The 25,163-nt window shown below is 43.3% G+C and carries 26 protein-coding genes and 2 tRNA genes; 12 read left to right on the top strand and 16 right to left on the bottom strand.

Annotation, left to right across the window (positions count from 1 at the left end; all coding sequences use genetic code 11):
* Window positions 1-13: 13 nt before the first annotated feature.
* The 7 genes from ALKIM_RS0105625 to ALKIM_RS0105595 all read left to right on the top strand — a co-directional run bounded on the left by ALKIM_RS0105625 (window position 14) and on the right by ALKIM_RS0105595 (window position 7,042).
* A complete protein-coding gene (locus ALKIM_RS0105625) occupies window positions 14-1,363 on the top strand; it encodes a Na(+)-translocating NADH-quinone reductase subunit A (protein ID WP_026473783.1) in 1,350 nt (449 codons plus the stop codon).
* A gap of 84 nt (window positions 1,364-1,447) precedes the next feature.
* Window positions 1,448-2,602, top strand: coding sequence for an NADH:ubiquinone reductase (Na(+)-transporting) subunit B (locus tag ALKIM_RS0105620; RefSeq protein ID WP_026473782.1), 1,155 nt, complete (start codon window positions 1,448-1,450; stop codon window positions 2,600-2,602).
* A 17-nt stretch (window positions 2,603-2,619) separates the two neighbouring features.
* Window positions 2,620-3,336 carry an NADH:ubiquinone reductase (Na(+)-transporting) subunit C gene (gene nqrC / locus ALKIM_RS0105615; RefSeq protein ID WP_026473781.1) on the top strand — a complete coding sequence of 239 codons (717 nt, stop codon included), beginning with the start codon at window positions 2,620-2,622 and terminating at the stop codon, window positions 3,334-3,336.
* Window positions 3,329-3,991 (top strand): NADH:ubiquinone reductase (Na(+)-transporting) subunit D, encoded by a 663-nt coding sequence (locus ALKIM_RS0105610; RefSeq protein WP_026473780.1) that lies wholly within the window; start codon window positions 3,329-3,331, stop codon window positions 3,989-3,991. The genes nqrC and ALKIM_RS0105610 overlap by 8 nt, the downstream gene beginning before the upstream one ends.
* A 26-nt stretch (window positions 3,992-4,017) precedes the next feature.
* The gene (nqrE, locus tag ALKIM_RS0105605) at window positions 4,018-4,635 is read left to right on the top strand and encodes an NADH:ubiquinone reductase (Na(+)-transporting) subunit E (RefSeq protein WP_026473779.1); all 618 of its coding nucleotides are present in this window, start codon (window positions 4,018-4,020) and stop codon (window positions 4,633-4,635) included.
* A gap of 24 nt (window positions 4,636-4,659) precedes the next feature.
* Window positions 4,660-5,922: an NADH:ubiquinone reductase (Na(+)-transporting) subunit F gene (gene nqrF / locus ALKIM_RS0105600; protein ID WP_026473778.1), complete on the top strand. Its 1,263-nt coding sequence runs from the start codon at window positions 4,660-4,662 to the stop codon at window positions 5,920-5,922.
* A gap of 118 nt (window positions 5,923-6,040) precedes the next feature.
* Window positions 6,041-7,042, top strand: coding sequence for an FAD:protein FMN transferase (locus ALKIM_RS0105595; RefSeq protein ID WP_026473777.1), 1,002 nt, complete (start codon window positions 6,041-6,043; stop codon window positions 7,040-7,042).
* A 27-nt stretch (window positions 7,043-7,069) separates the two neighbouring features.
* Here the strand turns inward: ALKIM_RS0105595 and ALKIM_RS0105590 are convergent, their stop codons facing one another.
* The 6 genes from ALKIM_RS0105590 to tpx all read right to left on the bottom strand — a co-directional run bounded on the left by ALKIM_RS0105590 (window position 7,070) and on the right by tpx (window position 10,816).
* Window positions 7,070-7,690 carry a hypothetical protein gene (locus ALKIM_RS0105590; protein ID WP_157363799.1) on the bottom strand — a complete coding sequence of 207 codons (621 nt, stop codon included), beginning with the start codon at window positions 7,688-7,690 and terminating at the stop codon, window positions 7,070-7,072.
* 45 nt (window positions 7,691-7,735) lie between these two features.
* The gene (locus ALKIM_RS0105585) at window positions 7,736-8,380 is read right to left on the bottom strand and encodes a hypothetical protein (protein WP_026473775.1); all 645 of its coding nucleotides are present in this window, start codon (window positions 8,378-8,380) and stop codon (window positions 7,736-7,738) included.
* A gap of 56 nt (window positions 8,381-8,436) precedes the next feature.
* On the bottom strand, window positions 8,437-9,177 hold the full coding sequence (locus ALKIM_RS0105580; protein ID WP_026473774.1) for an LVIVD repeat-containing protein: 741 nt from the start codon (window positions 9,175-9,177) through the stop codon (window positions 8,437-8,439).
* Window positions 9,178-9,207: 30 nt separating this feature from the next.
* On the bottom strand, window positions 9,208-9,705 hold the full coding sequence (locus ALKIM_RS0105575) for an LVIVD repeat-containing protein (protein ID WP_026473773.1): 498 nt from the start codon (window positions 9,703-9,705) through the stop codon (window positions 9,208-9,210).
* Between the two features lie 254 nt (window positions 9,706-9,959).
* Entirely contained in the window at window positions 9,960-10,136 is a 177-nt protein-coding gene (locus ALKIM_RS19825; RefSeq protein WP_157363797.1) for a hypothetical protein, read from the bottom strand.
* Window positions 10,137-10,303: 167 nt separating this feature from the next.
* Window positions 10,304-10,816 (bottom strand): thiol peroxidase, encoded by a 513-nt coding sequence (tpx, locus tag ALKIM_RS0105570; protein ID WP_026473772.1) that lies wholly within the window; start codon window positions 10,814-10,816, stop codon window positions 10,304-10,306.
* 404 nt (window positions 10,817-11,220) lie between these two features.
* Here tpx and ALKIM_RS0105565 point away from each other — a divergent pair, with 404 nt between their 5' ends.
* On the top strand, window positions 11,221-11,829 hold the full coding sequence (locus tag ALKIM_RS0105565) for a hypothetical protein (protein WP_026473771.1): 609 nt from the start codon (window positions 11,221-11,223) through the stop codon (window positions 11,827-11,829).
* A gap of 87 nt (window positions 11,830-11,916) precedes the next feature.
* On the opposite strand, the gene ALKIM_RS0105560 is transcribed toward ALKIM_RS0105565, so the two are convergent.
* From ALKIM_RS0105560 to ALKIM_RS0105525, 8 genes are all read right to left on the bottom strand, one after another.
* Window positions 11,917-12,906: a D-alanine--D-alanine ligase gene (locus ALKIM_RS0105560; protein WP_026473770.1), complete on the bottom strand. Its 990-nt coding sequence runs from the start codon at window positions 12,904-12,906 to the stop codon at window positions 11,917-11,919.
* Between the two features lie 20 nt (window positions 12,907-12,926).
* Window positions 12,927-13,997 (bottom strand): RluA family pseudouridine synthase, encoded by a 1,071-nt coding sequence (locus ALKIM_RS0105555; RefSeq protein ID WP_026473769.1) that lies wholly within the window; start codon window positions 13,995-13,997, stop codon window positions 12,927-12,929.
* Between the two features lie 8 nt (window positions 13,998-14,005).
* Window positions 14,006-14,839: a PASTA domain-containing protein gene (locus ALKIM_RS0105550; protein ID WP_026473768.1), complete on the bottom strand. Its 834-nt coding sequence runs from the start codon at window positions 14,837-14,839 to the stop codon at window positions 14,006-14,008.
* A gap of 125 nt (window positions 14,840-14,964) precedes the next feature.
* Window positions 14,965-15,123, bottom strand: coding sequence for a 50S ribosomal protein L34 (gene rpmH, locus ALKIM_RS19560; protein ID WP_084555809.1), 159 nt, complete (start codon window positions 15,121-15,123; stop codon window positions 14,965-14,967).
* A 114-nt stretch (window positions 15,124-15,237) separates the two neighbouring features.
* Complete coding sequence (locus tag ALKIM_RS0105540; RefSeq protein ID WP_026473767.1) at window positions 15,238-15,891, bottom strand: redox-sensing transcriptional repressor Rex; 654 nt, start codon at window positions 15,889-15,891, stop codon at window positions 15,238-15,240.
* 219 nt (window positions 15,892-16,110) lie between these two features.
* Window positions 16,111-16,185, bottom strand: a tRNA-Val gene (locus tag ALKIM_RS0105535).
* A 19-nt stretch (window positions 16,186-16,204) separates the two neighbouring features.
* Window positions 16,205-16,279: transfer RNA gene (locus ALKIM_RS0105530), tRNA-Val, on the bottom strand.
* 66 nt (window positions 16,280-16,345) lie between these two features.
* Entirely contained in the window at window positions 16,346-17,632 is a 1,287-nt protein-coding gene (locus ALKIM_RS0105525; RefSeq protein WP_026473766.1) for a bifunctional folylpolyglutamate synthase/dihydrofolate synthase, read from the bottom strand.
* A gap of 99 nt (window positions 17,633-17,731) precedes the next feature.
* Here ALKIM_RS0105525 and ALKIM_RS0105520 point away from each other — a divergent pair, with 99 nt between their 5' ends.
* The 4 genes from ALKIM_RS0105520 (at window position 17,732) to ALKIM_RS0105505 (ending at window position 21,995) form a co-directional block, all read left to right on the top strand.
* Complete coding sequence (locus ALKIM_RS0105520; RefSeq protein WP_026473765.1) at window positions 17,732-19,075, top strand: PhoH family protein; 1,344 nt, start codon at window positions 17,732-17,734, stop codon at window positions 19,073-19,075.
* Window positions 19,076-19,233: 158 nt separating this feature from the next.
* Window positions 19,234-20,028, top strand: a complete 795-nt coding sequence (locus ALKIM_RS0105515) for an inositol monophosphatase family protein (protein WP_026473764.1) — start codon at window positions 19,234-19,236, stop codon at window positions 20,026-20,028.
* Window positions 20,028-20,951, top strand: a complete 924-nt coding sequence (locus ALKIM_RS0105510; RefSeq protein WP_044117768.1) for a lysophospholipid acyltransferase family protein — start codon at window positions 20,028-20,030, stop codon at window positions 20,949-20,951. The genes ALKIM_RS0105515 and ALKIM_RS0105510 overlap by 1 nt, the downstream gene beginning before the upstream one ends.
* Window positions 20,952-20,969: 18 nt before the next feature.
* Entirely contained in the window at window positions 20,970-21,995 is a 1,026-nt protein-coding gene (locus ALKIM_RS0105505) for a glycosyltransferase family 2 protein (RefSeq protein ID WP_026473762.1), read from the top strand.
* A 23-nt stretch (window positions 21,996-22,018) separates the two neighbouring features.
* Here ALKIM_RS0105505 and ALKIM_RS0105500 read toward each other — a convergent pair whose 3' ends face one another.
* Together ALKIM_RS0105500 and ALKIM_RS0105495 are read right to left on the bottom strand one after the other, a co-directional pair.
* The gene (locus ALKIM_RS0105500) at window positions 22,019-23,320 is read right to left on the bottom strand and encodes a UDP-N-acetylmuramoyl-tripeptide--D-alanyl-D-alanine ligase (protein WP_026473761.1); all 1,302 of its coding nucleotides are present in this window, start codon (window positions 23,318-23,320) and stop codon (window positions 22,019-22,021) included.
* An 87-nt stretch (window positions 23,321-23,407) separates the two neighbouring features.
* Window positions 23,408-24,895, bottom strand: a complete 1,488-nt coding sequence (locus ALKIM_RS0105495; RefSeq protein ID WP_026473760.1) for an SUMF1/EgtB/PvdO family nonheme iron enzyme — start codon at window positions 24,893-24,895, stop codon at window positions 23,408-23,410.
* Window positions 24,896-25,163 lie beyond the last annotated feature (268 nt).

Raw genomic sequence — 25,163 nt, 5'->3', positions numbered from 1 at the left:
ATACAATTCAAGTATGTCTGAGGTGATTAAAATAAAGAAAGGGCTTAACATCCCCTTGGCGGGTAAAGCTGAGAAAATTTTCGGACAATCCCGTCTGCCTGACTTGTTTGCTATTAAACCTACCGACTTTAAAGGCGTTGTGCCTAAAGTGGTTGCCAAAGAAGGTGATGCCGTGAAGATTGGGACAGTACTCTTCCAGGACAAATATCACCCCGAAATTAAGTTTGTTTCTCCGGTAAGCGGTACGCTAAAGAGCGTTATCCGTGGCGAGAGACGACGAATTCTGGAGGTGATTGTTGAAAGCGATGGCAAGGATGAGTATGTGGATTTCGGAGCAGCAAATCCGGCAAGTCTTGACAGAGACGCTGTCATCAACCGCTTGTTGCAAAGTGGTGCATGGCCATATCTGCGTCAGCGGCCTTATGATGTGATTGCCAACCCGCAAGACACACCTAAGGCTATTTTTATTTCAGGATTTGACTCTTCTCCTTTGGCTCCCGACGTTGATTTTGTATTAACCGGTCAGGAGGATGCACTCAAAGCAGGTATCGAAGTGCTTAAGAAACTCTGCCCCGAGGTCCATATCGGTATTAGCAGTGATGCGGCTTCTAAAGTGTTTAATACGCTTCAGGGTGTAAAGTTACACGCATTTTCAGGGCCACACCCCGCTGGTAACGTTGGTGTTCAGATTCACCATGTTATGCCTATCAATAAAGGAGAAAAAGTTTGGGTTATTCAGCCACAGGAAATCGTCTCAATAGGCTCTATCTTCACCAAAGGACATCACGATTTCTCCCGCGTAATTGCCGTTACCGGTTCAGAGGTTGAAAAGCCTGCATACTATCGTTATAGACTAGGCGCCTCTGTTGAAGAACTTGTTGCCCACATCAAAAATAACACGTCTTTGCGTTTCATCAGCGGCAATGTACTCACCGGAGAGAAGATTACCAGCGATGGCTTTATCGGATTCTATCACTCTCAGATAACTGTTATTCCCGAAGGTGATGAGTATGAGTTCTTAGGTTGGGCACTACCCGGATTTGGCAAGTTCAGCGTATCACGTAGCTACTTCAGCTGGTTGTTCCCCAAAAAAGAGTTCAAACTTAACGCCAACATGCACGGTGGTGAACGGGCAATTGTTGTTTCCGGCCAATACGATGCGGTTCTGCCTATGGATATTCTTTCTGAGTTTCTTATCAAGGCCATCATGATGGAGGATATTGATAAAATGGAGCAGCTCGGTATTTACGAAGTGGTTGAAGAGGATTTGGCACTTTGTGAATTTGTGGATACTTCCAAAATTGAACTGCAAGCGATTTTGCGTAAGGGAATTGATTTGATGATTAAGGAAATGGGAGCTTAACGCACATTATACCTTTCATCCCGGCCGCATAACTGATTGTGTGCGGTACAACTTAAGAGAAAAATGACAACAAAATAATTTCTGATGAAGGCATTAAGAAAATTACTGGATAATATCAAACCCCACGTTTCGAAAGGGGGGCGGTTTGAAATGCTTCATTCTACCTATGATGCGTTTGAAACCTTGTTATTTGTCCCTAACAAGACCAACCAGAATGGAGTGCATGTACGCGATGCCATGGACATGAAGCGTAACATGATTGTTGTGGTAATGGCGCTTGTCCCGGCATTATTGTTCGGCATCTGGAATACCGGATACCAACATTTTCTGGCGCTCGGACAGGAGGTTACTTTCCTGGAGACAATATTACATGGCGTATTTAAAGTGATTCCAATTGTAATTGTATCCTATCTGACAGGTTTGGCCATTGAGTTTGCTTTTGCGCAGATGCGTGGACATGAGGTGAACGAAGGATTCCTGGTTTCAGGGATGCTTATCCCTCTTATTTTACCTGTTGATATTCCGTTATGGATGGTGGCTGTTGCTACCGCTTTTGCGGTGATTATTGGCAAAGAGGTATTTGGCGGAACCGGTATGAATATCTGGAACCCTGCATTACTTGCACGGGCTTTCCTCTTCTTCGCTTACCCCGCGCAAATGTCGGGTGACCTGGTCTGGATTTCCGGACTATCGACAATGGAGGGTGTTGATGCTACAACAGGTGCCACAGCCTTAGCTGCTGCTGTTGAAGGTAACATTGGTTCATTCCCGTTGTGGAACAGTTTCCTGGGTATAATACCCGGGTCAATTGGTGAAACAAGTACACTGGCCATATTGATAGGAGCAGTTATACTCATCTTTACCGGCGTAGCAAGCTGGAAGATTATGGTCTCTGTCTTTTTGGGAGGATACTTTATGGGACTCGTATTTAATCTCATTGGTATTAACAGTCTTATGCAGGTTGATGCGATTCACCATCTTACACTTGGTGGTTTTGCATTTGGTGCCGTATTTATGGCTACCGACCCTGTTACCGGCTCACGCACCGAAACCGGTAAGTGGATTTATGGATTCTTGATAGGCTTATTTGCCATCATGATTCGCGTGTTTAACCCCGCTTATCCTGAAGGTATGATGTTGGCCATTCTTCTGATGAATACTTTTGCACCTCTTATCGACCATTTTGTGGTGGATGCAAACATCAAAAGAAGATTAAAACGAGCAGTTGTTAAAGCATAAGTTAAAAGTTGACCAAAATGAACAAACAAGGAAATACTTACACGTTCATCTATGCTTCTGTCATGGTGGTGATTGTGGCCTCTTTGCTGGCGTTTGTGTCACAGGGGCTGAAACCGCGTCAGGCGCGTAATGAGATGGTGGCCAAAAAGATAGATATTTTACGATCTGTTAATGTTGGTAGTACCGCCCGTGATGCCGAGAAGAAATTTGAACAGATTATTGGCAATGCCAGTTATATCGTTAACTCAAAAGGTGAAAAGGTTGATGGCGTGGCTTTCGACGTGGAACTGGCTAAGGAGTTGCGAAAATCTCCTGAGCAGCGCCTTTATCCGGTTTATGAGGCACGCCTCGATAACGGCGAACTCAAATACATACTGCAACTTCGTGGTAACGGACTTTGGGGGCCTATCTGGGGATATGTTTCCGTAAACGAGGATGGTAACACTATCTATGGTGCTACTTTCGGACACAAAGCAGAAACACCTGGACTGGGTGCCGAGATTGACAATGCCGATTTTCAAAAGCAGTTCATCGGCAAAAAAATCTTTGACAGCCAAGGCAAACTGGTAAGCATTGCTGTTGTTAAAGGAGGCGTACCTGCCGGTAATGAGCATGCCGTGGATGCAATCTCCGGTGGCACCATTACCAGTAATGGACTGGCAGCCATGCTTGAGAATTTTTTCAAAGGATATGAGCAATTCTTAAAAAATATAGAAAGGGAGCGTCATGAGTAGTGAAAAAGAACCTTTGTTCTCAGCTAAAAATATGAAGCTGATAACCACGCCCATTGGCCCTCAAAACCCTATTACCATTCAGGTGTTGGGTATTTGTTCGGCCCTTGCGGTAACTGCCAAACTGGAACCTGCCATTGTAATGTCATTGTCGGTAGTGTTTGTGCTTGTGTTTTCAAACCTGATTATCTCTCTTCTGAGAAATACCATCCCTTCACGTATTCGTATCATCGTGCAGCTTGTTGTGGTAGCTTCATTGGTTATCCTGGTTGACCAGATTCTTAAAGCGTTTGCTTACGAGGTGAGTCAGCAGCTCTCGGTTTTTGTCGGGTTGATAATTACCAACTGTATCATTATGGGACGCCTCGAGGCTTTTGCCCTTGGTAACAAACCCTGGCCATCCATACTTGATGGTGTTGGTAATGCTGCAGGATATGGAATCATTCTTATCATTGTTGCCTTTTTCAGGGAGTTGTTGGGTTCAGGAACGCTTTCGCTTCCCGGAATTGGAACCATCCAGGTTGTTCCACAACTGTTCTATGATATGGGCTATGTAAACAACGGTTTCATGATTTTACCTCCTATGGCTTTGGTGGTAGTGGGCATCATTATCTGGGTGCAGCGTTCACGTGATAAATCCCTTGTGGAGTCTAATTAATCAGGTAACTTTTTAAGCATTGAATAATGGAACATCTTTTAAATATATTCATCAAGTCTATCTTCATTGAGAACATGGTGTTTGCCTACTTCTTGGGCATGTGTTCTTATCTGGCGGTATCCAAAACCGTGAAGACTTCATTCGGACTTGGCGTAGCAGTGGTTTTTGTACTCGCAATCACTGTTCCGGTAAACTATCTGCTTGAGAACTATATCCTGGCCGAGGGTGCTTTAAGCTGGCTTGGTGCCGGTTTCGAAACCATCGACCTGAGCTTCCTCAGCTTCATCATGTTCATCGCTGTTATTGCCTCTATGGTTCAGCTGGTTGAGATGATTGTAGAAAAGTTCTCGCCGGCGCTCTACACTTCATTGGGTATCTTCCTGCCGTTGATTGCCGTAAACTGTGCCATCCTTGGTGGTTCTCTTTTTATGCAGGACAGGGCTTACGCCAATATTGGTGAAGCAACTGTATTTGGTTTAGGCTCAGGAGTGGGATGGTTGCTGGCCATTGTTGGTATTGCTGCCATACGAGAGAAGATACGATATTCTAACGTACCTGCTCCACTGAGGGGTCTGGGTATTACTTTTATCGTAACCGGACTTATGGGTATCGCCTTCATGAGCTTCATGGGAATTCAACTGTAACAGTATCTGTAAAAATATATAACAATGAATGTTTTACTAGCTATTCAAGGCTCTGTCATCGTTGCCAGCGTAGTCATCTTCCTGTTGCTGGTGCTCCTTTTGGTGTCAGTGCTGCTGTATGCAAAAATGAAACTTACACCGTCGGGCACAGTAACCATCGACATTAACAATGGTGAGAAGCAGTTGACGGTTGAACCGGGTCAGACACTCCTGTCTGCCCTCGGAAACAATAAAATTTTCCTCCCTTCGGCATGTGGTGGCGGTGGTACTTGTGCCATGTGCCGTTGTCAGGTGCCTGATGGTGCAGGCTCTATTCTCCCAACAGAGACCGGGTATTTTACCCGTAAGGAGCAGGCTAGCAGCTGGCGTTTGGCTTGTCAGGTGAAGGTGCGCGAGGATATTAAAATGGAGATTTCGCATGAGATTCTCGGTATTAAGAAATGGGAATGTACCGTGGTTTCAAATGACAACGTGGCTACTTACATCAAAGAGTTTGTTGTGAAACTGCCCGAAGGCGAAAACCTGGATTTCAAATCTGGCGGATACATTCAGATTGATGTGCCTAAAATTACTGTCGATTTTAAAGATATCGAAGTTGGTGAAAAATGGCGCGATGAATGGGAGAAGTATAAAATGTTTGACCTTAAGATGGTTAACCCTGAGCCTACCTTCAGGGCATACTCTATGGCCAACCACCCTGCCGAAGGTAACATCGTGATGCTTAACATCCGTATTGCTACACCTCCTTTCGACCGAGTAAACGGTGGATTTATGAAGCTGAACCCCGGTATCTGCTCATCTTTTATCTTTTCTCGCAAGCCGGGTGATAAAGTAACTATTTCAGGCCCTTACGGTGAGTTCTTCATTAAAGAGACCGAGCGTGAAATGATGTTTATCGGTGGTGGAGCAGGAATGGCGCCTATGCGTTCGCATATCTTCCACCTGTTTCAGACGGCTAAGACTGGTCGTAGGGTGACTTTCTGGTACGGTGCCCGCTCTCTAAAAGAAGTGTTCTACGAAGAGCATTTCAGAGCCATCGAGAAAGAGTTTCCTAATTTCACCTTCACCATTGCACTTTCTGAGCCGCTACCCGAGGACAATTGGACCGGACCAGTTGGTTTCATCCACCAGGTAATCAACGACCAGTATCTCATGAAACACGATGAGCCCGAAGATATTGAGTATTACCTTTGCGGACCTCCAATGATGAATGCAGCTGTAACAAAAATGCTTTATGATTTGGGAGTGCCCGACGAAATGGTGGCTTTCGACGATTTTGGATCATAACCAATTCGGTTTATAATATTGAAGCGCAAAAGCACGAGGTTTTATCGCCCAGGTTTTTGCGCTTTTCCTGTATTTTAAGCCTTGCATTAGTCTTGAAAACAACATAACACACACAAGTATGAATATTAAAAACTTGGCTTTATTCTGGCTCTTATTGCTTCTTTTTGGATGTGGAAGCAAAGAGAACAGCTATCAGGTAAATGAAGGTTGGATTTTTGGTACAACCTATCGCATTGTTTACGATAGCAAGGAGGATCACCATGAATCCATTAGGGCGCTTCTCGATTCTTTTAACAGGTCGTTGTCTACTTTTGACTCTACCTCGGTTATAAGCCGTGTAAACAGAGGTGAAGAAGGGGTAGTGGCGGATCCGTTTTTCAAGCATCTGTTTAAAAATGCTGAAAAGATTACGCGCGAAACCAATGGTGCCTTTGATATGACTGTGGCTCCGCTTGTGAATGCATGGGGCTTTGGATTCAAGAAAATGGATAGTGTAAACCAGCAAATTGTGGACTCACTGCTACAATTTGTAGGAATGGACTTTGTCACCATTCAGGATGGTGTAATAGTTAAAAATAAGCCGGGTGTAATGCTCGATGGAAGTGCCATTGCCAAAGGATACGGTGTGGACGTGGTAGCGTCGCATCTCAAATCGTATGGCATTCGCAATTTAATGGTCGAAATAGGCGGGGAAGTCTCAACTTTGGGTGTTAATCCCAAAGGACAGCTATGGCGCATCGGAATAGATCGTCCAATTGATGATCCCTCTGCCTCTAATCGGGAGTTGCAGATGATTATTGGTTTGTCGGGTCAGGCACTGGCAACTAGCGGCAATTACCGTAATTTTTATGTGAAGGATGGCATAAAATACGCGCATACCATTGATCCGCGCACAGGTTTTCCGGTTAACCACTCTCTGTTAAGTGCGTCTGTTATTGCCGCAGATTGCATGTCGGCCGATGCCTATGCCACTGCCTGTATGGTGCTTGGTATCGACGAAAGTCTTGCCCTCATCGAAAGCCTTCCAGGTGTGGAGGCATGTTTCATATACCATACTGAATCCGGCGAACAGGTTGTTTACACAACAGGCTTTGATCAGTACATCCATCAAAAAAATTGATCAACAGGTTGTGTCTAGTCTGGTGCCTTACCAGCCTACACCAAGCCGGAATCCAATTACGAAAAGGGTTCCGGTATAACCAAAATCCGACGGTCTGCTGTTGAATTTCAGATAGTTTCCTGTCTGATTTTTATGAATGGCATATTGTAATCCCATGCCCATGTAGATGTCAGCCGGCATGTGATCATATAGGAAAAATTGGATGCCGGCCACACCCCGAGCCGATAAGTTATGTATTCTTACCCTTACCTCTTCATCCTGGCGTTCAAGCCAATTCAGATTGTCAATTGTGGTGGATGACCAGAGGTAATCATTTGTGTCTATTCTAAAGTGTCGGTATCCTCCGCCCCAGGCGTAATAGAACCCTTTACCATGTTTGTCGTGTGAAAGAAACTGTTTTGCAAAAACTTCAAGTCCGCCCCCCAGTAGTTTGTCGTACTCATTGTCGGAACTGCCAATGTCTATAGAGCTTCTTTTTTGATAAAACGACGGTGCCAATACAATCCATTTGTCGGTTTCTTTGCGGGGAATATCCATTTCTATGCGCAATCCATTATTCAACATATATTGCGGAACGCCCATTATCAGATGAGAAAATTGTTTTTCCTGACTATGGATGGTGCCTTGTATGCATAAACACACCATCATTATATATAAGGCTGATTTGTACATAACTTACAAGTGATGCTTTCGTTAGTAGCGTAATATTGAAATTCGGAAACCAAGATTGATGATGTTACCGGTATAGCCGTAATCGGAGTAAAACTCATCAAATTTCTTTGGGGAGATGGCATCGGATTTAATGGCTGCGTATCTGATGCCTAAACCTGCATAAAGATCAAGAGCTATGTGGCTGCTCAGCAAACTTAGTACACCAATATTCACATCTCCACCCATTTTGTGAATGTTTGAATAGCGCTCTACATAGTTGTTGAATAACGCCTCGTCATACGTGATGTTGAAGTGTTGCCACGACAGACCATAACTGATGTAAACATTTGAAAGTGTGCGGTTGGCACTGGGATAGTATTTGTGATACAGGTTAAGACCTGTGCCGAGTAATAGGTTGAATTTAGGGATGTCGTAATCACTGGCAGGTTTTTTCTCGCTCAGATAGAACTGAGGTGCAATCTGAAGCCAATGTTGGCCACCGATTCTCTTGTCGTAATCAATCCGAATGCCATTCATCACCAGATATTGGGGTACAATGCTGATGATGCTCTCAGGATATGGTAAAGGCTCACTTATCTGGTTTTCCTGTGCTTTCGTAGGCATTGCATGAAGCGTCAACAGAAGCAGAGCAGTCAAAAGGTTGAGATTGGTCTTGAGCGAATTCATTTTATAAGATTAATGCATGGGTGATGGTGGTTTGTCTGAATAAAAGCCCGGCTTGGTCAATTTCCGTAAGTAAGCGCAATTTTGCTTAAGAGGGTGATGGATTCATCTGCATATCGGTATTGATAAAACCCATCTGAAGCTACAACATACAGATGGTTACCTTTGGGAATCACATCTATTGCCGGAATATTAAATTCAGCAATTTTCTCAATCTCTAATGGCGTGTTTAATTTGAAAACCTTTAGTTTGTTATCACATATAAATAACAGATTGCCATCTATACCCAATCCTTTTGGATTGTCCATATTGTACTCCTTCATCAGTATGGGGTTTTTCAGGTCGCTGATGTCATAGATTTGAAGCATGTTAACGCGCATCCACCAGAGGCTTTCCGAACGAAGCGTCACGTATGCATAATTATCATTCACTACCACCGGGTCATTACTCATGAAATGCGGTGTGAAACTTGCTTTGTTTGGTTGCCCGGGGTTTACCAAATCGTAAATGTGCATTCCGTTCTGGGCGCCTAAAAAAAGAATATTGCGATACGGATAGATGGTCTCAATTCCAAAACCTGCATTGGTCTTATTTAGATACCGGAGGTTTTGAAATGACATCATTTCAGTTATTTCAAAAGTGTGAAGGTTATGATGGTCAACCGTGTAGAGGTAGTTGTTGACAATTGCAAAGCGCGCCATTGAACCGCCGGTGCCGGTTTCTGAACTATCAAAACTGCCATCGAAGCTACAGGCACAATTGAGGAACGCGATTGCCAAAAGTAATATAATCTGCTTCATAGGTTAGCGTATGGGAGTGTTTGTTGCTGATTATTTCCATCCTACAATAACGGTGTTTTTGGGTCGGTTACGGCTCGAAAATTCCGCAGGGATGGATGTGGAGCCGGGAGGAGTTGGCTCCGGAAATACATCAACTATTCGGCTTACTATAGATATTTCGGGATAGCTGCTTAGGTCAATTGCTACCAAATCAACCGAGTTGTCGGCATATAAAATGTCGCTGCGAACTGCCACATCCATACATCCGGGAATATGTATAAAACCTGTTTTGAAAGGAGATTCAGGGGTGCTGTTGTCAATTACATGCACGCCTTTGAAAAGATCCACAATGAGGATATACTGATTGTAAACATATATCTTTCCGGGATTTTTAAAGTCCTGAGCTGATTTGAAAAATACACTTTCTTTGAGTTCGTCGCGGGAAAGGAGCAGGGGGGTGTAATCTGCCTGTGAGCGCGCTGACGACGAAATGTTTGTGAGATATACCAGAATTAGACCTAGTATCATGATGGTCGGTTTCCCAATCATAAAGTTTGTGTTAGAGTGATTATAATCAAAGCTTTTTAATGCACCCCGATTATAAAAAGGTGGTGCAAATATAAGTTCTTTTGCCTTAACCTTTATTCGTATAGATGACAATTTAGTTGCTGTTTTTTTGATGCACGGTTGGCGAAATTGTCATAGCGCCGAATTCAGCAGCAGAAGTACGCTACTATGATGCAGAAAATAAAAAAGGTTGCCTCCGGATAAGGGGCAACCTTTTTATAAGCGGGTCAATCACTTCACTTTTCGTCAACACAGGCGGTCTGTGTACCACAACCACATCCCGATCCTGAACCGGACCCGCTGCAGGTTGTCAGTTGAGCATCTTTTTTAAAGAAGCTTTTTACTGCCAGCCCGAGAAGCGCCAGACAAATGAAAAAGACAGATAAAGCAAGAATAATTAAAAACTCATTCATGAGATTTTCAATGAAATTAAATGTCGAATCGTACTTTAACTATGCAAATTTACAACAAAAGCATTTCGGATGCAAATATCCGAAATGCTTTTTTCATGTTAAAACATAAGTTTTACGCTTCTGCCTCTTAAGGCTTAATGTGTTTGACGACTTGAGTTATAGCGCTGTTAAACAAGCTCTTTTATAATTTTCAGTGCCGCGTCATAGTTTGGTTCCTGAGTAACTTCCGGTACATATTCAACATATTTTATCTTGTTGTCTTTGCCAATAATTACCGTGCCACGCGATAGCAGACGCAATTCTTCAATCACGAACCCATATTTTAAACCAAAGTCAAGTTCTTTATGATCAGAGAGGGTGACAATACTGTTTAAACCCTCAGCGGCACAAAAGCGGGATTGTGCAAAGGGAAGGTCTACCGAAACAGATAATACAGCCACATCCTTTAGTTTGTCGGCTTCCTGGTTAAACCTCCGATTTTGCGCAGCACAAACGCCGGTATCAATAGATGGGTAAACAGCAATAACTTTCACCTTGCCTTCAAAATTTGCAAGGGTTACTGGTTGCAGTGACGATGAAAGTACTGTGAAATCGGGTGCTGTATCACCCACCTTTACCTCCTTGCCCAGAATGGTAACTGCATTGCCTTTGAATTTAACTTTGGTGGTGTTCTTTTCCATGGTTTTGTGTTTTTTGGTTTATAAATAACTTCTGGTATAAAAACATCCGACATAAGGAATTGTTTAAAGCCTCTTTCGATGTATTAAAGCCCTTATATCGAGAGAAAATACATTTTACTTCGCGTATTTCATGTGTCGGAAAATGACTTCTTTTGTGTTTCAACGATATTTTCGTTAAAACCTGTATTTGTTATTGAAAAACCCCTTCAAATCTTAAATCTGTGTTAATTATTTAGTGAAAATTTGTTCTATACCCCTAAAATTTTTGGGGCTATGGTTAAGTATTAGTAATTAAATCTAAACGCGACCCTAAATATTTGCGTGCATTATAATCCGAAAATATATTTGCACTGTGGTTTATGATTAAACACAAATAAATAATGTTTACTTTAAAAATGTAAGTTATGAAAATTAAAAACAGTTTGAAAGTATTGTTGCTGGTAGCAACAGTTTTCACCGGAGCCGTTTCAGCTTTTGCTGAAGGTCGTGTAACCATCCTGCCCTATGCAAAAACAAGCTATGCTTTAATTGCTGCTGAGACCTTGCCAACCGAAGCCTACTCTGTAGCCATTGTAAATTCAATTGGAGAAGTGTTCTACTCAAGCAATCGGAATGTTGCAGGTACGGTTTTTACTAAATTATTTGATTTTAGTAAATTGGAAGATGGTAAATACAAAGTACGCGTAAGAAGCAAAAAAGGTATTTTGCACGAAGAGGCTTTCTCAGTTAGAAAGGGCTCAATAACAAATGGTTCTTCTATGGCAGATGCTTCTGAAAGTGTGGTTAAAATCTGGTCAAATGATGATTTCTTGTATGTAAGCCATCTAAACCATGAGTTAAATGGACTATTTATCAGACTTGAAGATGCAAGAGGTAGTGTACTTTATAACAGCTCTCTTCCTTCAGAACTTACTTATAGTGGAAAGTTTAATGTTTCAGCTCTTCCAAAAGGTGACTATAAAGTAAGTTTTGTATCAGGTAATAAAGTCTTTAATTATGACCTCAGAAAGTAACCAGCAGCAAATTCGCAGCACTCATTTTGAAAGTGTATCCCTCAAAAAATAAGGATACACTTTTTTTTTGCTGTTGACTCTGGTTTTTCAATGTCTGAAGGATGCAATTGCATCTTCAATTATTTCAGAAAAAACAATTTGAGGATCAAGGCCTTTGGCTTTGATTTGTTGAGGAATAAAACTGGTTGGTGTCATACCGGGAGTGGTGTTCACCTCCAACATAAAAATGCGCTCATCGCTAATAATATAATCAACCCTTACAAACCCTTTACAGCCCAATAGCTCATAAATTTTTAGAGATTGGTTCTGTACTGCAACGGTTATCTCTTTGGAGAGGCGCGCAGGCGTTATTTCAGTAACCTTATTTGGTGTGTACTTTGCTTCGTAATCAAAGAATTCGTTTTCGCTAATGACTTCGGTAAGCGGAAATATTTCTGTTTTGGCGGCTGTTTTATAAAGTCCGCATGTGACCTCTGTTCCTTCGATGAATTGCTCGATAATAACTTCATGGCTTTCATTAAAGGCTTTTTGGATGGCCGGTTCCATCTCTTCAATTGCTTTCACTTTGCTCACTCCGAAACTAGAGCCGCCTGCATTTGGCTTAACAAAGCAAGGGAATCCGGTTTTTTTTGCAATCTCTAAAATGTCGTAGCTCAGACCTTTGCGTACCAACGCAGAATTGGCCACCATCACGCCATATCCTTTCAGATAGTTGTTGCAGGTGTATTTATTAAAGGTGATGGCAGCAGGAAGTACATCGCATGTGGTATGCGGAATGCCAACCATCTTGAGATAGCCTTGTAACAATCCGTCTTCCCCCGGAGTGCCGTGGATGGTGATGTAAGCGCAGTCGAAATGCACTGTTTCGCCATCGATGGATGTGGAAAAGTCAGCCCTGTTAACGGGATATTCTTGCGAATCAATCGTTACAGCCCACTTTTCGGGCGTAATTAGTAGTGGAAAAAGATTGTAGTGAGCCTTATTAATAAAAGAGATAATGCCCTCAGCACTTCTCCTGCTTACCACTTCTTCTGATGAATAGCCGCCATAGACTATTGCTATATTCTTCTTGTCCATCAACTGATATGTTTTAATCACTAATCAATTTCTCTTCCACCAATGTATGTTCGCCATTTTTCAACAACTGTCGTGATATCATCAGGCAAATCGGAGTTAAACTCCATGTACTCTCCGGTTGCAGGATGGCTAAATCCAAGTGTTTTGGCGTGTAGTGCCTGCCGGGGCAGAATGTTGAAGCAGTTTTCAACAAATTGTTTGTATTTGGTGAATGTGGTGCCTTTTAATATCTGATTGCCTCCATACCGTTCATCGTTGAAAAGTGGATGACCGATGTATCTGAAATGCGCACGAATCTGATGTGTACGGCCGGTTTCAAGACGGCACTCAACCAACGAGACATAGCCCAGAGGCTCCAGAAGTGTGTAATGTGTTACAGCAGACTTGCCATATTCGCCATCCGGAAATACCGCCATCTGTTTGCGATCTTTCAGACTTCTTCCAATATGTCCGTTTATTGTGCCACTGGCCGGTTCGGGCGTGCCCCATACAAGCGCCTGATAAGTACGGGTACTTGTTTTATCAAAAAACTGCCTGGCCAGATTCATTTTTGCCTCCTCGGTTTTGGCAACCACCAACAAACCCGAAGTGTCTTTATCTATCCTATGCACCAATCCCGGTCGCGGATCGGATGAGTTGAACCATGGTTGATCCTTAAAGTGCCAGGCAAGGGCGTTCACCAGTGTGCCGGTGTAGTTTCCATAACCGGGATGCACCACAAGCCCAGGCGGTTTATTGATGACAATCAGATAGTCATCTTCATAAACAATATTAAGAGGAATATCTTGTGGAATAATCTCAATTTCGCGCGGTGGGTAGGACATCACAATGGATATCACATCACCGGGTTTAACCTTGTAGTTTGATTTTACAGCCTTTTCATTTACAAGGATGCAGCCGGCATCGGCCGCTTCCTGTATCTTGCTGCGTGATGCATTCTCTATACGGTTTACCAGGAATTTATCGATTCGCAGAAGTCCCTGACCCACGTCGGCAACAAAGCGGTGATGCTCAAAAAGCTCCCCGGATTCGCCACTCTCATCCACATCTTCATCCCTGAAGTCGGGATCTTCAAAAATATCTTCTTTCATGTAAAATTCTAAAAGAACTCATCCCGGTAATCATCCTCTTCCTGTGTCTCTTGTTTCTGAATCAGCAGGCTTTCGTCGGTGGATAACCATACGTCGATGGATGCCCCCAGTTGAAGCATGTATCCTTTGCGTGATGCAGGAGACTGTCGCCAAACAAATGCATTAAGCGAGTCGGTGCGTGTAGCTATGGTGTCGGCATAAATCACGGCTCCAATGTTAAGGTAAACGCTTCGCGCTACCCGTTGCGCTGCTTCCAGTTTTAGTCCAATCAAATCGGGAACTGCAGTGGTTTCATTGCTTAGTCCACGCCCAATAAGCAGATCGATAGAAGTCCCCTTTGTAACTAAAAAGCCCGGGGCAACAGGTCGGCCGTCCAGATGCTGGCCAAGCACAAGGTTGGTGTATTCTGATGGGATATATATCAGTTCGCCTACTTTTAGCCCGAAGGATTCAAGAATCACTTTTGCATTGCGAAGACTGTAATCCGTAAGATTGGGCACAGCTACTTTCTCCTCAGTCCAGGCATTGATGGTTAGAAAAACATTGCGGTTTTTCTTTACATGTTCACCTGCACGTGGCACTTGTTCAAACACAACACCGCGTGGTGCATGGTCAATGTGCACCGAATCGATGATGGTATAACGAAGTTTCTTACTCTTTATGAGATGTTGCAATTGAGCCTCCGTAAGACCGGTGAGGTCGGGCAACGGATCGCTTTTGCCATGAAGGGTATAAAATTGTAGGGAAAGAAAAATGGAAATCAGCAGGACGATTGCTGCGCCAACAATAATACCTACATGTTTCCAGATGCTTTTATTTAAAAGTATTTTCCACCGCGACATTTGTTACAGTTTTAGGTTGAGAGCCAAAAATAATACAAAATATCCAAATGCGCTTACCTCAATTGGCATAAACCAAAAAAGACCCTGTGTAAGAGTCTTTTTTGTCTTATTCAGAAGCCATGGAATTAGGCTTTATGTCTTTTCTCTGAAGAAACAGTCAGCTTTTTTCTGCCTTTGGCACGACGCGATGCCAACACACGACGACCGTTTGCTGTAGCCATACGGCTGCGGAAACCATGCTTATTCCTTCTTTTCCGGTTCGATGGTTGAAATGTACGTTTCATTTTTAATTCGTTTTATCTTTGTTAATGAGCTATTTCTAAAATCGGAATGCAAAAATACATGTTTTTTTGTCAAAGCAAAAGAATCTCTCTCAATTTTTTGCATCAATTATAAAATCATTCGCCAAGCACACTGTGTAATCGGTTAAACATTACTGCCAAATGTGCGTAAAGTGAGGTGTTTTGCACTACTACATTTTCCGGTACTGAAATGCGTACCGGTGTAAAATTCCATATTGCTCTGATGCCATTCTCAATCATCATGGCAGCAACTGCCTGCGCATTCTCTGCCGGCACGGTTAAAATCCCGATTTTGATGTCTTTGTTGTTTTCAGCAATAAAACTATCCACATGATGGATGGAAACGCCTCCAATCTCTTTCCCAATAACCGCAGGATCAACATCAAATGCGGTCTTTATTTTCAGTCCGTACTGTATCAGACCATGGTCGTGCAGAAGGGCTGTGCCAAGGCTGCCTGCGCCAAACAGGTAGGCGTCGTCCATTACGGTGAAGCCCAGAAATCCTTCAAGGGCATCAATTAATGGCTCCACTTCATAACCCACCCGGGTTTTTCCGGTGATGCCGGTATATGATAAATCTTTTGTTACCTGTGTAGGATCAACTCCATTGTCACGCGCTATTAGCGTTGACGATACATATTTGCTTCCCTTGCGGTGTTCAAGTTTCAGATAGGCCAGATAACAAGGCATACGGCGAAGCGCCGGTTCCGGCACAAGTAAGTTTTTCTTTTTGCTGCTGCCTTCTTCCATATTACTTAGCATTTTTGATTCTTCCGACTAAACGTTTTGGTATTACACCCAAACAGCAAATGCCGTAGTTGTGTTCGGCAAATACCATCCATACAAAAATAGTGAAGTTTTTTATTAAAGATTTGTTTCTTCATTAACATTCACTCTCTCAGATATATTTCCTGCAACTTATCAGGTTTACAGATAAAAAAAAAGACCACCACAGGCGGTCTCGTCGGGTGGGCGCTAACGGATTCGAACCGCTGACCCTCTGGGTGTAAACCAGATGCTCTGAACCAGCTGAGCTAAGCGCCCGATATTTGTTACAGGGAAGTGGGCGCTAACGGATTCGAACCGCTGACCCTCTGGGTGTAAACCAGATGCTCTGAACCAGCTGAGCTAAGCGCCCCTGTTTTGCTGAAAAGCGATGCAAATATAGAAGAGTTTTACACAACAGCCAAACTTTTTTTGCAAATTAAATGGCATCTGCCACCACAAAAGTGCTTCCGCCTATGAAAATCAAATCATTAACTTTTGCATTTTTTTTTGCAGCATCCATTGCTAAGGGCACATTGGGATAGGAATTGCCCTGTAATCCCGCTTTAAGAGCTTTATTTTTGAGTTCTTCGGCATCAAGGCTTCGCGGAATATTGGCACGAGTGAAGTAGTATGCTGCGTTTTTGGGAAGCAGTTGCAACATGCTATCAACATCTTTATCCGAAACAACTCCAATCACCATGTGTAATTGCTCATATTTCATCTGCTCCAATTGTGTAACAATACTCCGTATTCCGTCTTCGTTATGTCCGGTGTCGCAAATGGTTAGTGGTGCGTGGCTCAGTATCTGCCATCGTCCCTCAAGTCCGGTGTTTACAATAACATTTTCAACGCCAAGCCTGAGATGCTGTTCATTTATGGTAAAACCTGATTGAATGAGTTGACTTGTGGCAGCAACAACTGTTTGTATGTTTTCCAGTTGGTAGTTCCCAGGCAGGGGCAGTTTTAAATCTGCAATTGTTCCATGTGCCTTTGAAAGGATATCGACAGTTTGCGCGTTGGTACTCATCTGCTTTTGAACTGCTTTATACGCTTCGTCGGCATATCGCATCGAAGTGTTGCATGCTTCTGTTTTTTTCAGATATACATGATGGATCTCTTCCTGCGTGCGTCCAATCACAACCGGAATGCCTGATTTGATGATTCCCGCTTTTTCACTGGCAATGGATTCGAGCGTGTTGCCCAAGAGTGACATGTGATCCAAGCCTATATTGGTGATTATGCTCAATTCGGGCGTGATAATGTTTGTGGAGTCCAGTCTTCCACCCAATCCTACTTCTATAACGGCTACATCCACCTTTTCATTTGCAAAGTGGTTAAAAGCCATAGCCACTGTCATCTCAAAAAAGGAGGGAGATACATCATCAATTATTGTCCGGTTTTCGGTCACAAATCGGACAACTTCGTCTTCAGAAATCATCAGGCCATTTACTCTAATCCGTTCGCGAAAATCACGCAGGTGGGGAGAGGTATAGAGACCGGTTTTGTAACCTGCCTCCTGTAATACAGATGCAAGCATATGTGACACCGAACCCTTGCCATTGGTACCGGCCACATGTATGGTTTTAAATCTGGTGTGTGGATGGTCAAACCAAGCATCCAGTTTTAATGTATTGTCCAGATTGTTCTTGTATGCCGAAGCGCCCGTGCGTTGATACATTGGCAGTTGGTCAAACAAATATTCTACAGCTTCCTGATACGTCATTTTATGATGCAATAATTACGGAAAAATGGATGCAAAAATGCGAATTAAGCATGGATTTTGGTATATTTAGTAATTCAATAATCCTTAAAACTACGCAATATGCCAGCCAAAAAAAAGCCTCTCTCATCAAAGATTTTTATTCTTGATACAAACGTTTTACTTCACGATCATCAATGTTTATATAATTTCCAGGATAACGATGTCATTATTCCAATTGTGGTGTTGGAAGAACTCGATCGTTTTAAAAAGGGAAATGATCAGATAAATTTTCAGGCCCGGGAATTTGTGCGGCTTATGGATAAGATTGCCGGAGAAAGTCTCTTTTCTGATGGTGTACCTCTGGGACCCGATAGGGGTAGGCTGTTCATTGCAACCGGGAAGCCTTTTCCTCAAGTAATGGAGGAGTCTTTCTCTGAAAGAACGCCGGATCACCGCATTCTGGCTATAGCCATACATATCAATGAGAAATTTAAAGAACGGTCGGTGGTACTCATCTCAAAAGATATTAATTTGAGAATGAAGGCCAAATCACTTGGGTTAAAGACCGAAGACTATGAAACCGATAAGGTTAAGAACATAGAGGTGCTTTACAAAGGGGTGGATTCGTATGAGGATTTTGACAGTGAGGTGATTGATAAACTCTATAGAAATGGGTCGGTGGCAGTTGCCGACTTCCCAATGGCCGAGGGTGACATTACTGCCAATCAATACTTTATACTGAAGGGAACGGGGCAAAGTGTGTTAGCATGGTTCGATCCTTTCTCTCACATGATACGCAGAGTTGAGAAACACTCAGCATTTAGCATTGAGCCACGGAACGCCGAACAGACATTTTCGCTCAACGCGCTTCTCAATCCCGATATCCGGTTGGTGTCACTCACCGGTAAAGCGGGTACAGGAAAAACGCTCCTTGCCCTTGCCGCAGCACTTCAGCAACATAAAATGTATAAGCAAATACTTTTGGCGCGGCCAATTGTGCCGCTTTCCAATAGGGATATTGGGTTTTTACCGGGTGATGTGAAGGAGAAAATAGGGCCATACATGTTACCGCTTTACGACAACCTTTCAGTCATTAAGAATAAATTTGGCGCTCAAAGCAAAGAATTGTCCATTATCGAGGAGATGCAGAAGCGTGATGAGCTGCTGATTACCCCTCTGGCATACATCAGAGGGCGTAGTTTGTCTGATGTCTATTTTATTGTTGATGAAGCACAAAACCTCACACCTCACGAAGTAAAAACAATTATTACACGTGCCGGTGAAGGCACAAAAATGATATTTACTGGCGATGTGCACCAAATAGACTCTCCTTATCTTGACATGCAATCAAACGGATTGGCATACCTTACCGATAAGATGAAGGGACAGGATCTGTTTGCCCATATAAATCTTGTTAAAGGAGAACGAAGCTATTTGGCTGAGTTGGCATCCAACCTGTTATAACTCATTTTAAAAGATTTTTTCCTTGGGCCGCCACCGTGAACATTGTTTGCGGTGGCGGCTTATGCTTGTAAGGGGAATTGTCCCTATTGTAGGGTGTTATTTTATCGATTCATGCCGATAATTTAATACTTTTGTAAACCGACTTAAAAATGATGGTGATGAGCAATTTTTATAAAGATGTCTGCCTTAACACCGTGGATGTAGCACGTGAAACAGGTATATTTTTACGTGTTGCCCGCCTCAATGAGACGCCCGATGCTGAAAGTAAGGGAAAAAATGACTTTGTTACAAAATTCGACAAGGAGGCTGAAGCCCGGCTGGTGGCTGCGCTATCTGAAATCTTGCCTGAGGCAGGTTTTATTGCTGAAGAGAATACTTCTGATAAACGGGGCGACCGCTACAACTGGATCATTGATCCAATTGACGGTACAACCAATTTTATTCATGGGCTTTATCCGTTTTGTATTAGTATTGGATTGATGGAAAAACATGAACTCGTGGCAGGGATTATTTATGAAGCCGGGCTCGATGAGGCGTTTTATGCATGGAAGGATGGGCCTGCCATGTTAAATGAAGTTGAAATCAAAGTGTCGGATAAGAAGTGGGTGAGTGAAAGTCTTATCGCTACCGGGTTTCCTTACTCTAACTTTTCCTTGCTTGACAAATATCTGGAGTCCATGAAGTATTTCATGCGCGAAAGCCATGGTATGCGACGACTGGGTTCTGCCGCGGCCGATTTGGCTTATGTGGCATGTGGACGGTTTGAGGCATTTTATGAGTATGACCTGAAGCCTTGGGACGTGGCTGCCGGGGTTTTTATTTTGCAGCAGGCAGGGGGCAGGGTTTCCGATTTTTCGGGTGGAGACAACTATCTCTTCGGAGGCGAATTAATTGCCACCAATGCCCATCTATACGACGAGTTTTTTCAGAAGGTGGCTCAATTTATGAAATAATGAAGAGCGAACAGTTTATACAGGCTCTGGGATTTTATACCATATATCCGTTTTTAAGAGGTGTTGCCCTTTTGCCAATGTTTTTGCTATATCGCATTGCCGATATCTTTTTTTTGCTCGTATTGGTTACCGGGTATCGCAAACGCGTCGTAACTGACAATCTCAAAAGGGCGTTTCCTTCTGCGTCGTCTGTTGAAATTCGTAAAATCAGAATGCGGTTTTATCAGCATTTTTGCGATCTTTTTGTTGAAACCATCGCCCTGCAGCATAACCCGGTAAAACGGGTTCAGAAACGGGTAAAAGTGATTAATCCGGAGGTGATGCAAAAGTGCATCGAGGAAGGAAAGGATGTAGTGGCTGTATTGGGGCATTATGGTAACTGGGAGTGGGTGCCAGTGGCGAGTTTAACTTTTAATGCACTTGGCTTGTCGGTTTACCGACCACTTAAAAATCCCTATTTCGATAAATTTATGCTTGGGTTGCGCTCTGGATTCGGTTCGGTGAATGTTCCGCTGAAGCAGACTGCTCGTGAGATAGTAAATCTTAAAAGAAGCAACAAACGTTTTGCGCTTGGTTTAATTTCCGATCAAAGTCCGAGTAAATATGAACTGCATTACTGGACAACTTTTCTGAACGAAAACACCTCGGTGATTCTGGGGCCCGAGAAAATGGCACGTTTGGCCGATGCACAGGTGGTTTACTGGCAAATGAAAAAACTTAAACGCGGACGCTATGAGATAACTTTTATTCCTTTCCCCGGAGATGTAAAAAAGAGTGCCGATTATGAAATTACGGAGTGGCACGTTCGCCTGCTCGAGCGGCAAATCCTTGATAAACCGGAATACTGGCTATGGTCGCACAAACGTTGGAAGTATCAGTACCTGTATGATAAGAATCTTCACGCCTCCGGTTCTGCTGTTTAATGTCTTTATATTTGTTGCATGACCGTTTCTGTTATCATTCTCAATTGGAATACAAAAGAGCTTCTTGGCACGTTTTTGCCTGAGGTGGTGAAACACTCCGCCATGCCTGGTGTGGATGTGGTTTTGGCAGACAATGGTTCAAGCGATGGTTCGGTAGAGTGGGTAAAGGAGAATTTTCCTGAGGTAAAGATTTTGGCGTTTGGCGAAAATATGGGCTTTGCCGGTGGTTATAACCGGGCGCTTTCGCTCGTCGATACCGAATTGTCAGTTTTGTTAAATTCAGATGTGGCGCCGGGGCGGGGTTGGTTAGTGCCGCTTATTGCGCTAATGGCTAGTACGCCAACAGCTGCTGCATGCGTGCCCAAAATCAAAGATTATAAAAAGCCATCTCATTTTGAGTATGCCGGTGCAGCAGGTGGTTTTATCGATTTTTTTGGATACCCTTTTTGCAGAGGGCGTATTTTCAATGTGGCTGAAGAGGATCAACATCAATATGATAAGGCGGGGCCGATATTTTGGGGCAGTGGTGCAGCATTAATGGTGCGCACATCACTTTTCATTGAGTCTGGCGGCCTAGATTCTGATTTTTTCGCCCACATGGAGGAGATTGATTGGTGCTGGAGGGTTAAAAACCAAGGTCATTCAATATTTTATGTGCCATCAAGTGAGGTGTTTCATCTTGGTGGTGGTACACTCAACTATGAGAACCCCAATAAAACCTACCTTAATTTTCGAAACAACTTGTTTCTTCTCTTGAAAAACAAAGCGGGTTTCATGGTTTTCCCATTAATTATAGCCCGATTTTTTCTCGATTTTGCTGCCCTTCTTAATTTTCTTGTGAATGGTGAAAAGAACAATGCGTTTGCTGTATCAAAGGCGCATCGTCATTTCTTGAAATATTTCATCAAATTTTACCGTAAACGTAACGCGTTAAAACCTTTACTGGTTTGTCGCAAACATTCTGAAATATACAAGGGTTCAGTGGTTATGGATTTTTTCATTCGGAAGAAGCGCTATTTCTCAGAGCTTCGTTTTTTTATTTAGGGCTATCTATAGAATGACGAGGGTTAAAGCAACTCCATAGTCCGTTCAAGTCGGTTGGCTCTGCTGCCCTTTATCAATACAAGCGCGTTACGTATCGGATTGCATCGTATGAAGGAAATAAGTTCATCCGTGGATTCAAACCAAAAGAAACCTGGCTTATTTGGCGCATGTGGTTTGAACTCTTCTCCAACCAGAAAACAGGTGGAAACGTCGGTTTTCTCAATGAGGTGAACCATTTGACGGTGTTCAGCCATGCTCTCTTCCCCCAGTTCTTTCATTTCACCAAGTATCAGCACTTTGTTTGTCCCATTCATCTGGCTGAAATTTTCCAGCGCTGCCGTCATGCTCGATGGATTGGCGTTGTAGGCATCCAGAACAACCGTATTGGTCTCTGTTTTGGTGAGTTGTGAACGTTGGTTTTCCGGTACGTATTCTGACAATGCTTTTCCGATGAGGTTTTTCTCCACCCCGAAGTGGTATCCCACACAAATGGCGGCCAGCGCATTCTCCAGATTGTAAAGACCGGTCAGGTTGGTGTTAACCGGGTTCCAACCGGTATCCTGAGCTTTCCATTCAAATCTGAGCATTGGCGAGGCCGAGGCATTTTTACAGACAATTTCAAATTCCGGGTTTGATCCATACCTGAAAACATTGCCGTTGTATGATCCAAGCATGGCTGTAAGATGCTCATTGTTGCCATTGATAAAAATGTCGCCACCTTTCTGTTTTAGATGTTGGTATAGCTCGCCTTTGCCTATTTTAATGCCTTCGAAAGAGCCAAACCCTTCGATGTGAGCCTTGCCTACGTTTGTTATCAAACCATAATCGGGTTGGCTGATTTTCGAAAGTGCAGCAATTTCACCTATGTGATTGGCCCCCATTTCAATCACTGCCAACTCGGTGCCTGGAGGCATGGCCAGCAATGTCAAGGGCACGCCTATGTGATTGTTAAGGTTTCCTTGTGTAAACCACACTTTGTACTTTTGCCCAAGTACAGCGGCCATTAGTTCTTTGGTAGTGGTTTTTCCGTTTGAGCCGGTTATTCCTACTATTTTCACAGCAGTCATCGCTCGGTGATGGGATGCGATTTGTTGTAAGGCGGCAAGGGCATCCTGCACCCAATAGCAACCCTGGGTATGCTTTAATGATTCATCATCCACAACCGCCAAAGAACAACCCGCTTCAAGAGCCGACCTGGCAAAATCATTACCATTGAAACGGTCTCCCCTTAAAGCAAAATAGATGGCGCCGGGTGCGCAATTCCGACTGTCTGTAGTGACTTTTCCAGATGCTAAATAGCAGTCGTACAAATAGGCTAAGCTCATGGCTGGATGGTTTATTTTATTCGCAAAAATGCACAAAAAAAGGCTGGAATAAAAATCCAGCCTTTTTTTGTATCTGATATATTCAGATTATCTTTTTTTCGATGACATTGGTGAGCCTACGCGGGTCATTGCGCAGCGGAAACCAAGGTCGTCTCTTGCTTCGCGTTCGTCGAGGAATCTGCGTGTGCCAGGACTCAACCAGTAAGCACGGTCTCTCCAACCACCACCTTTATATACGCGTGAACGGTCAGAAATCATACTTGAAAGAGATCCTGTGCTGCCAGCATACATGCTGCCGGTAGTGGCACTGCCTTCAATCCATCCTTCACCACCTGAAATGTTGGAAACATTGTCCCCATCGCGGAAGTTACGGTTGTCAGCTGTACGGTAGTTGTTACGATCCTGAATGTCAGTATCAGTTTCCGAACGGTAACGGATGCGTCCAAATTCATCTTTATCAACTACGATGCCTTCTTCATCAAGCACTTTGGTGCGGAATTCGTTACCACGGAATGGGCTGAACTCTTCAACATCCTGAAAAGATAGCGGACGGTAAACATCAGCAACCCACTCGTTCACGTTTCCGGCCATACAGTAAAGACCGTAGTCATTTGGATAGTATGACTTTACTGGAACGGTAATGTCACCACCATCGTTCAGGCTTCCGGCCATACCCATGTAGTCACCACTTCCCCTAACAAAGTTGGCCATCATGTTACCACGCTCTTTTTTGCTTGGGTTTCTAACAATATGGCCATCCCATGGATAAATACGGCGGTTGGTCATACGCTCCTGATAAGAGTTGCCAATAAGTCCAAGAGCTGCATATTCCCATTCAGCTTCTGTTGGGAGGCGATAACGGGGCAGCAAAATACCGTCGTCAGCTCTTACTCTGCGGGTGTCCCTGTTGGGGTCAAGGTCGCGCATTGGGCGGCGGCCTTCTACTCCATCAAACTGACCTAACAGATAGGCTTCGGTATTGAAGTTGTTTTCGTTTTGCTGGTTTATGTCCAGGTCAAGAATGCCCATATCCACAAGGATAAGTTCGTTGACGCGGTCTGTACGCCAGGCGCAAAAGTCGTTAGCTTGCAGCCAGTTTACACCCACAACAGGGTAGTCGCTGTAAGCCGGGTGGCGTAAATAGTTCTCTACCAAAGGCTCGTTGTATGCCAATGGTCTGCGCCATACAAGTGTATCGGGAAGCGCTTTGCGGTACACCTCAGGATAGTCGGTGAAAACTCTTTGAATCCAGTAGAGGTACTCACGATAGTCCACGTTGCGGACTTCGCTTTCATCCATGTAGAATGAAGGTACTGTAACTCTGCGAGGAACATTGTTCCATTCGCGCATCACATCTTCGTCCACCTGTCCCATTATGAAGGTACCACCTTCAATAAAGACAAGACCGGGGCCGGTTTGTTGTTCGTATCCTGAACGATACTCAAAACCTCCGTACTTGGGGTTGTTGTATGCCCATCCGGTGGTAGAGGATACATCGCGCTTTCCTCTTCCGCAGGAAGCAAGTACCAATCCGGCGGCAATAATGGTAAGTAATAAACTGGATCTAAATCTCATAGCTTATGTTCTTGAATTCTGACTTTCGATATTTTAAAAAGAACAAATATATTAAAAAATCAACGTGTTAGGTATCTAAACCTTTGGCTTTATACTGCAAAAATATAAAAAGGTTATAGCAAATTGGTCGCTATTTTCACTTTTTTCATTTTTATGTTGAAATATTAGCATAAGGGCGCTGATGCGCTTTTTGTCATTCTCTTTAAACGCATAAAATTGACTTTTGGTACGGAGTTTTATCTTTTTTTTTCTATCAGCGAATATTTTT

It is taken from the genome of Alkaliflexus imshenetskii DSM 15055 (assembly GCF_000517065.1).
In the GTDB taxonomy this organism is placed as follows: Bacteria; Bacteroidota; Bacteroidia; order Bacteroidales; family Marinilabiliaceae; genus Alkaliflexus; species Alkaliflexus imshenetskii.
This window is presented reverse-complemented; position numbering and strand designations above follow the sequence as displayed.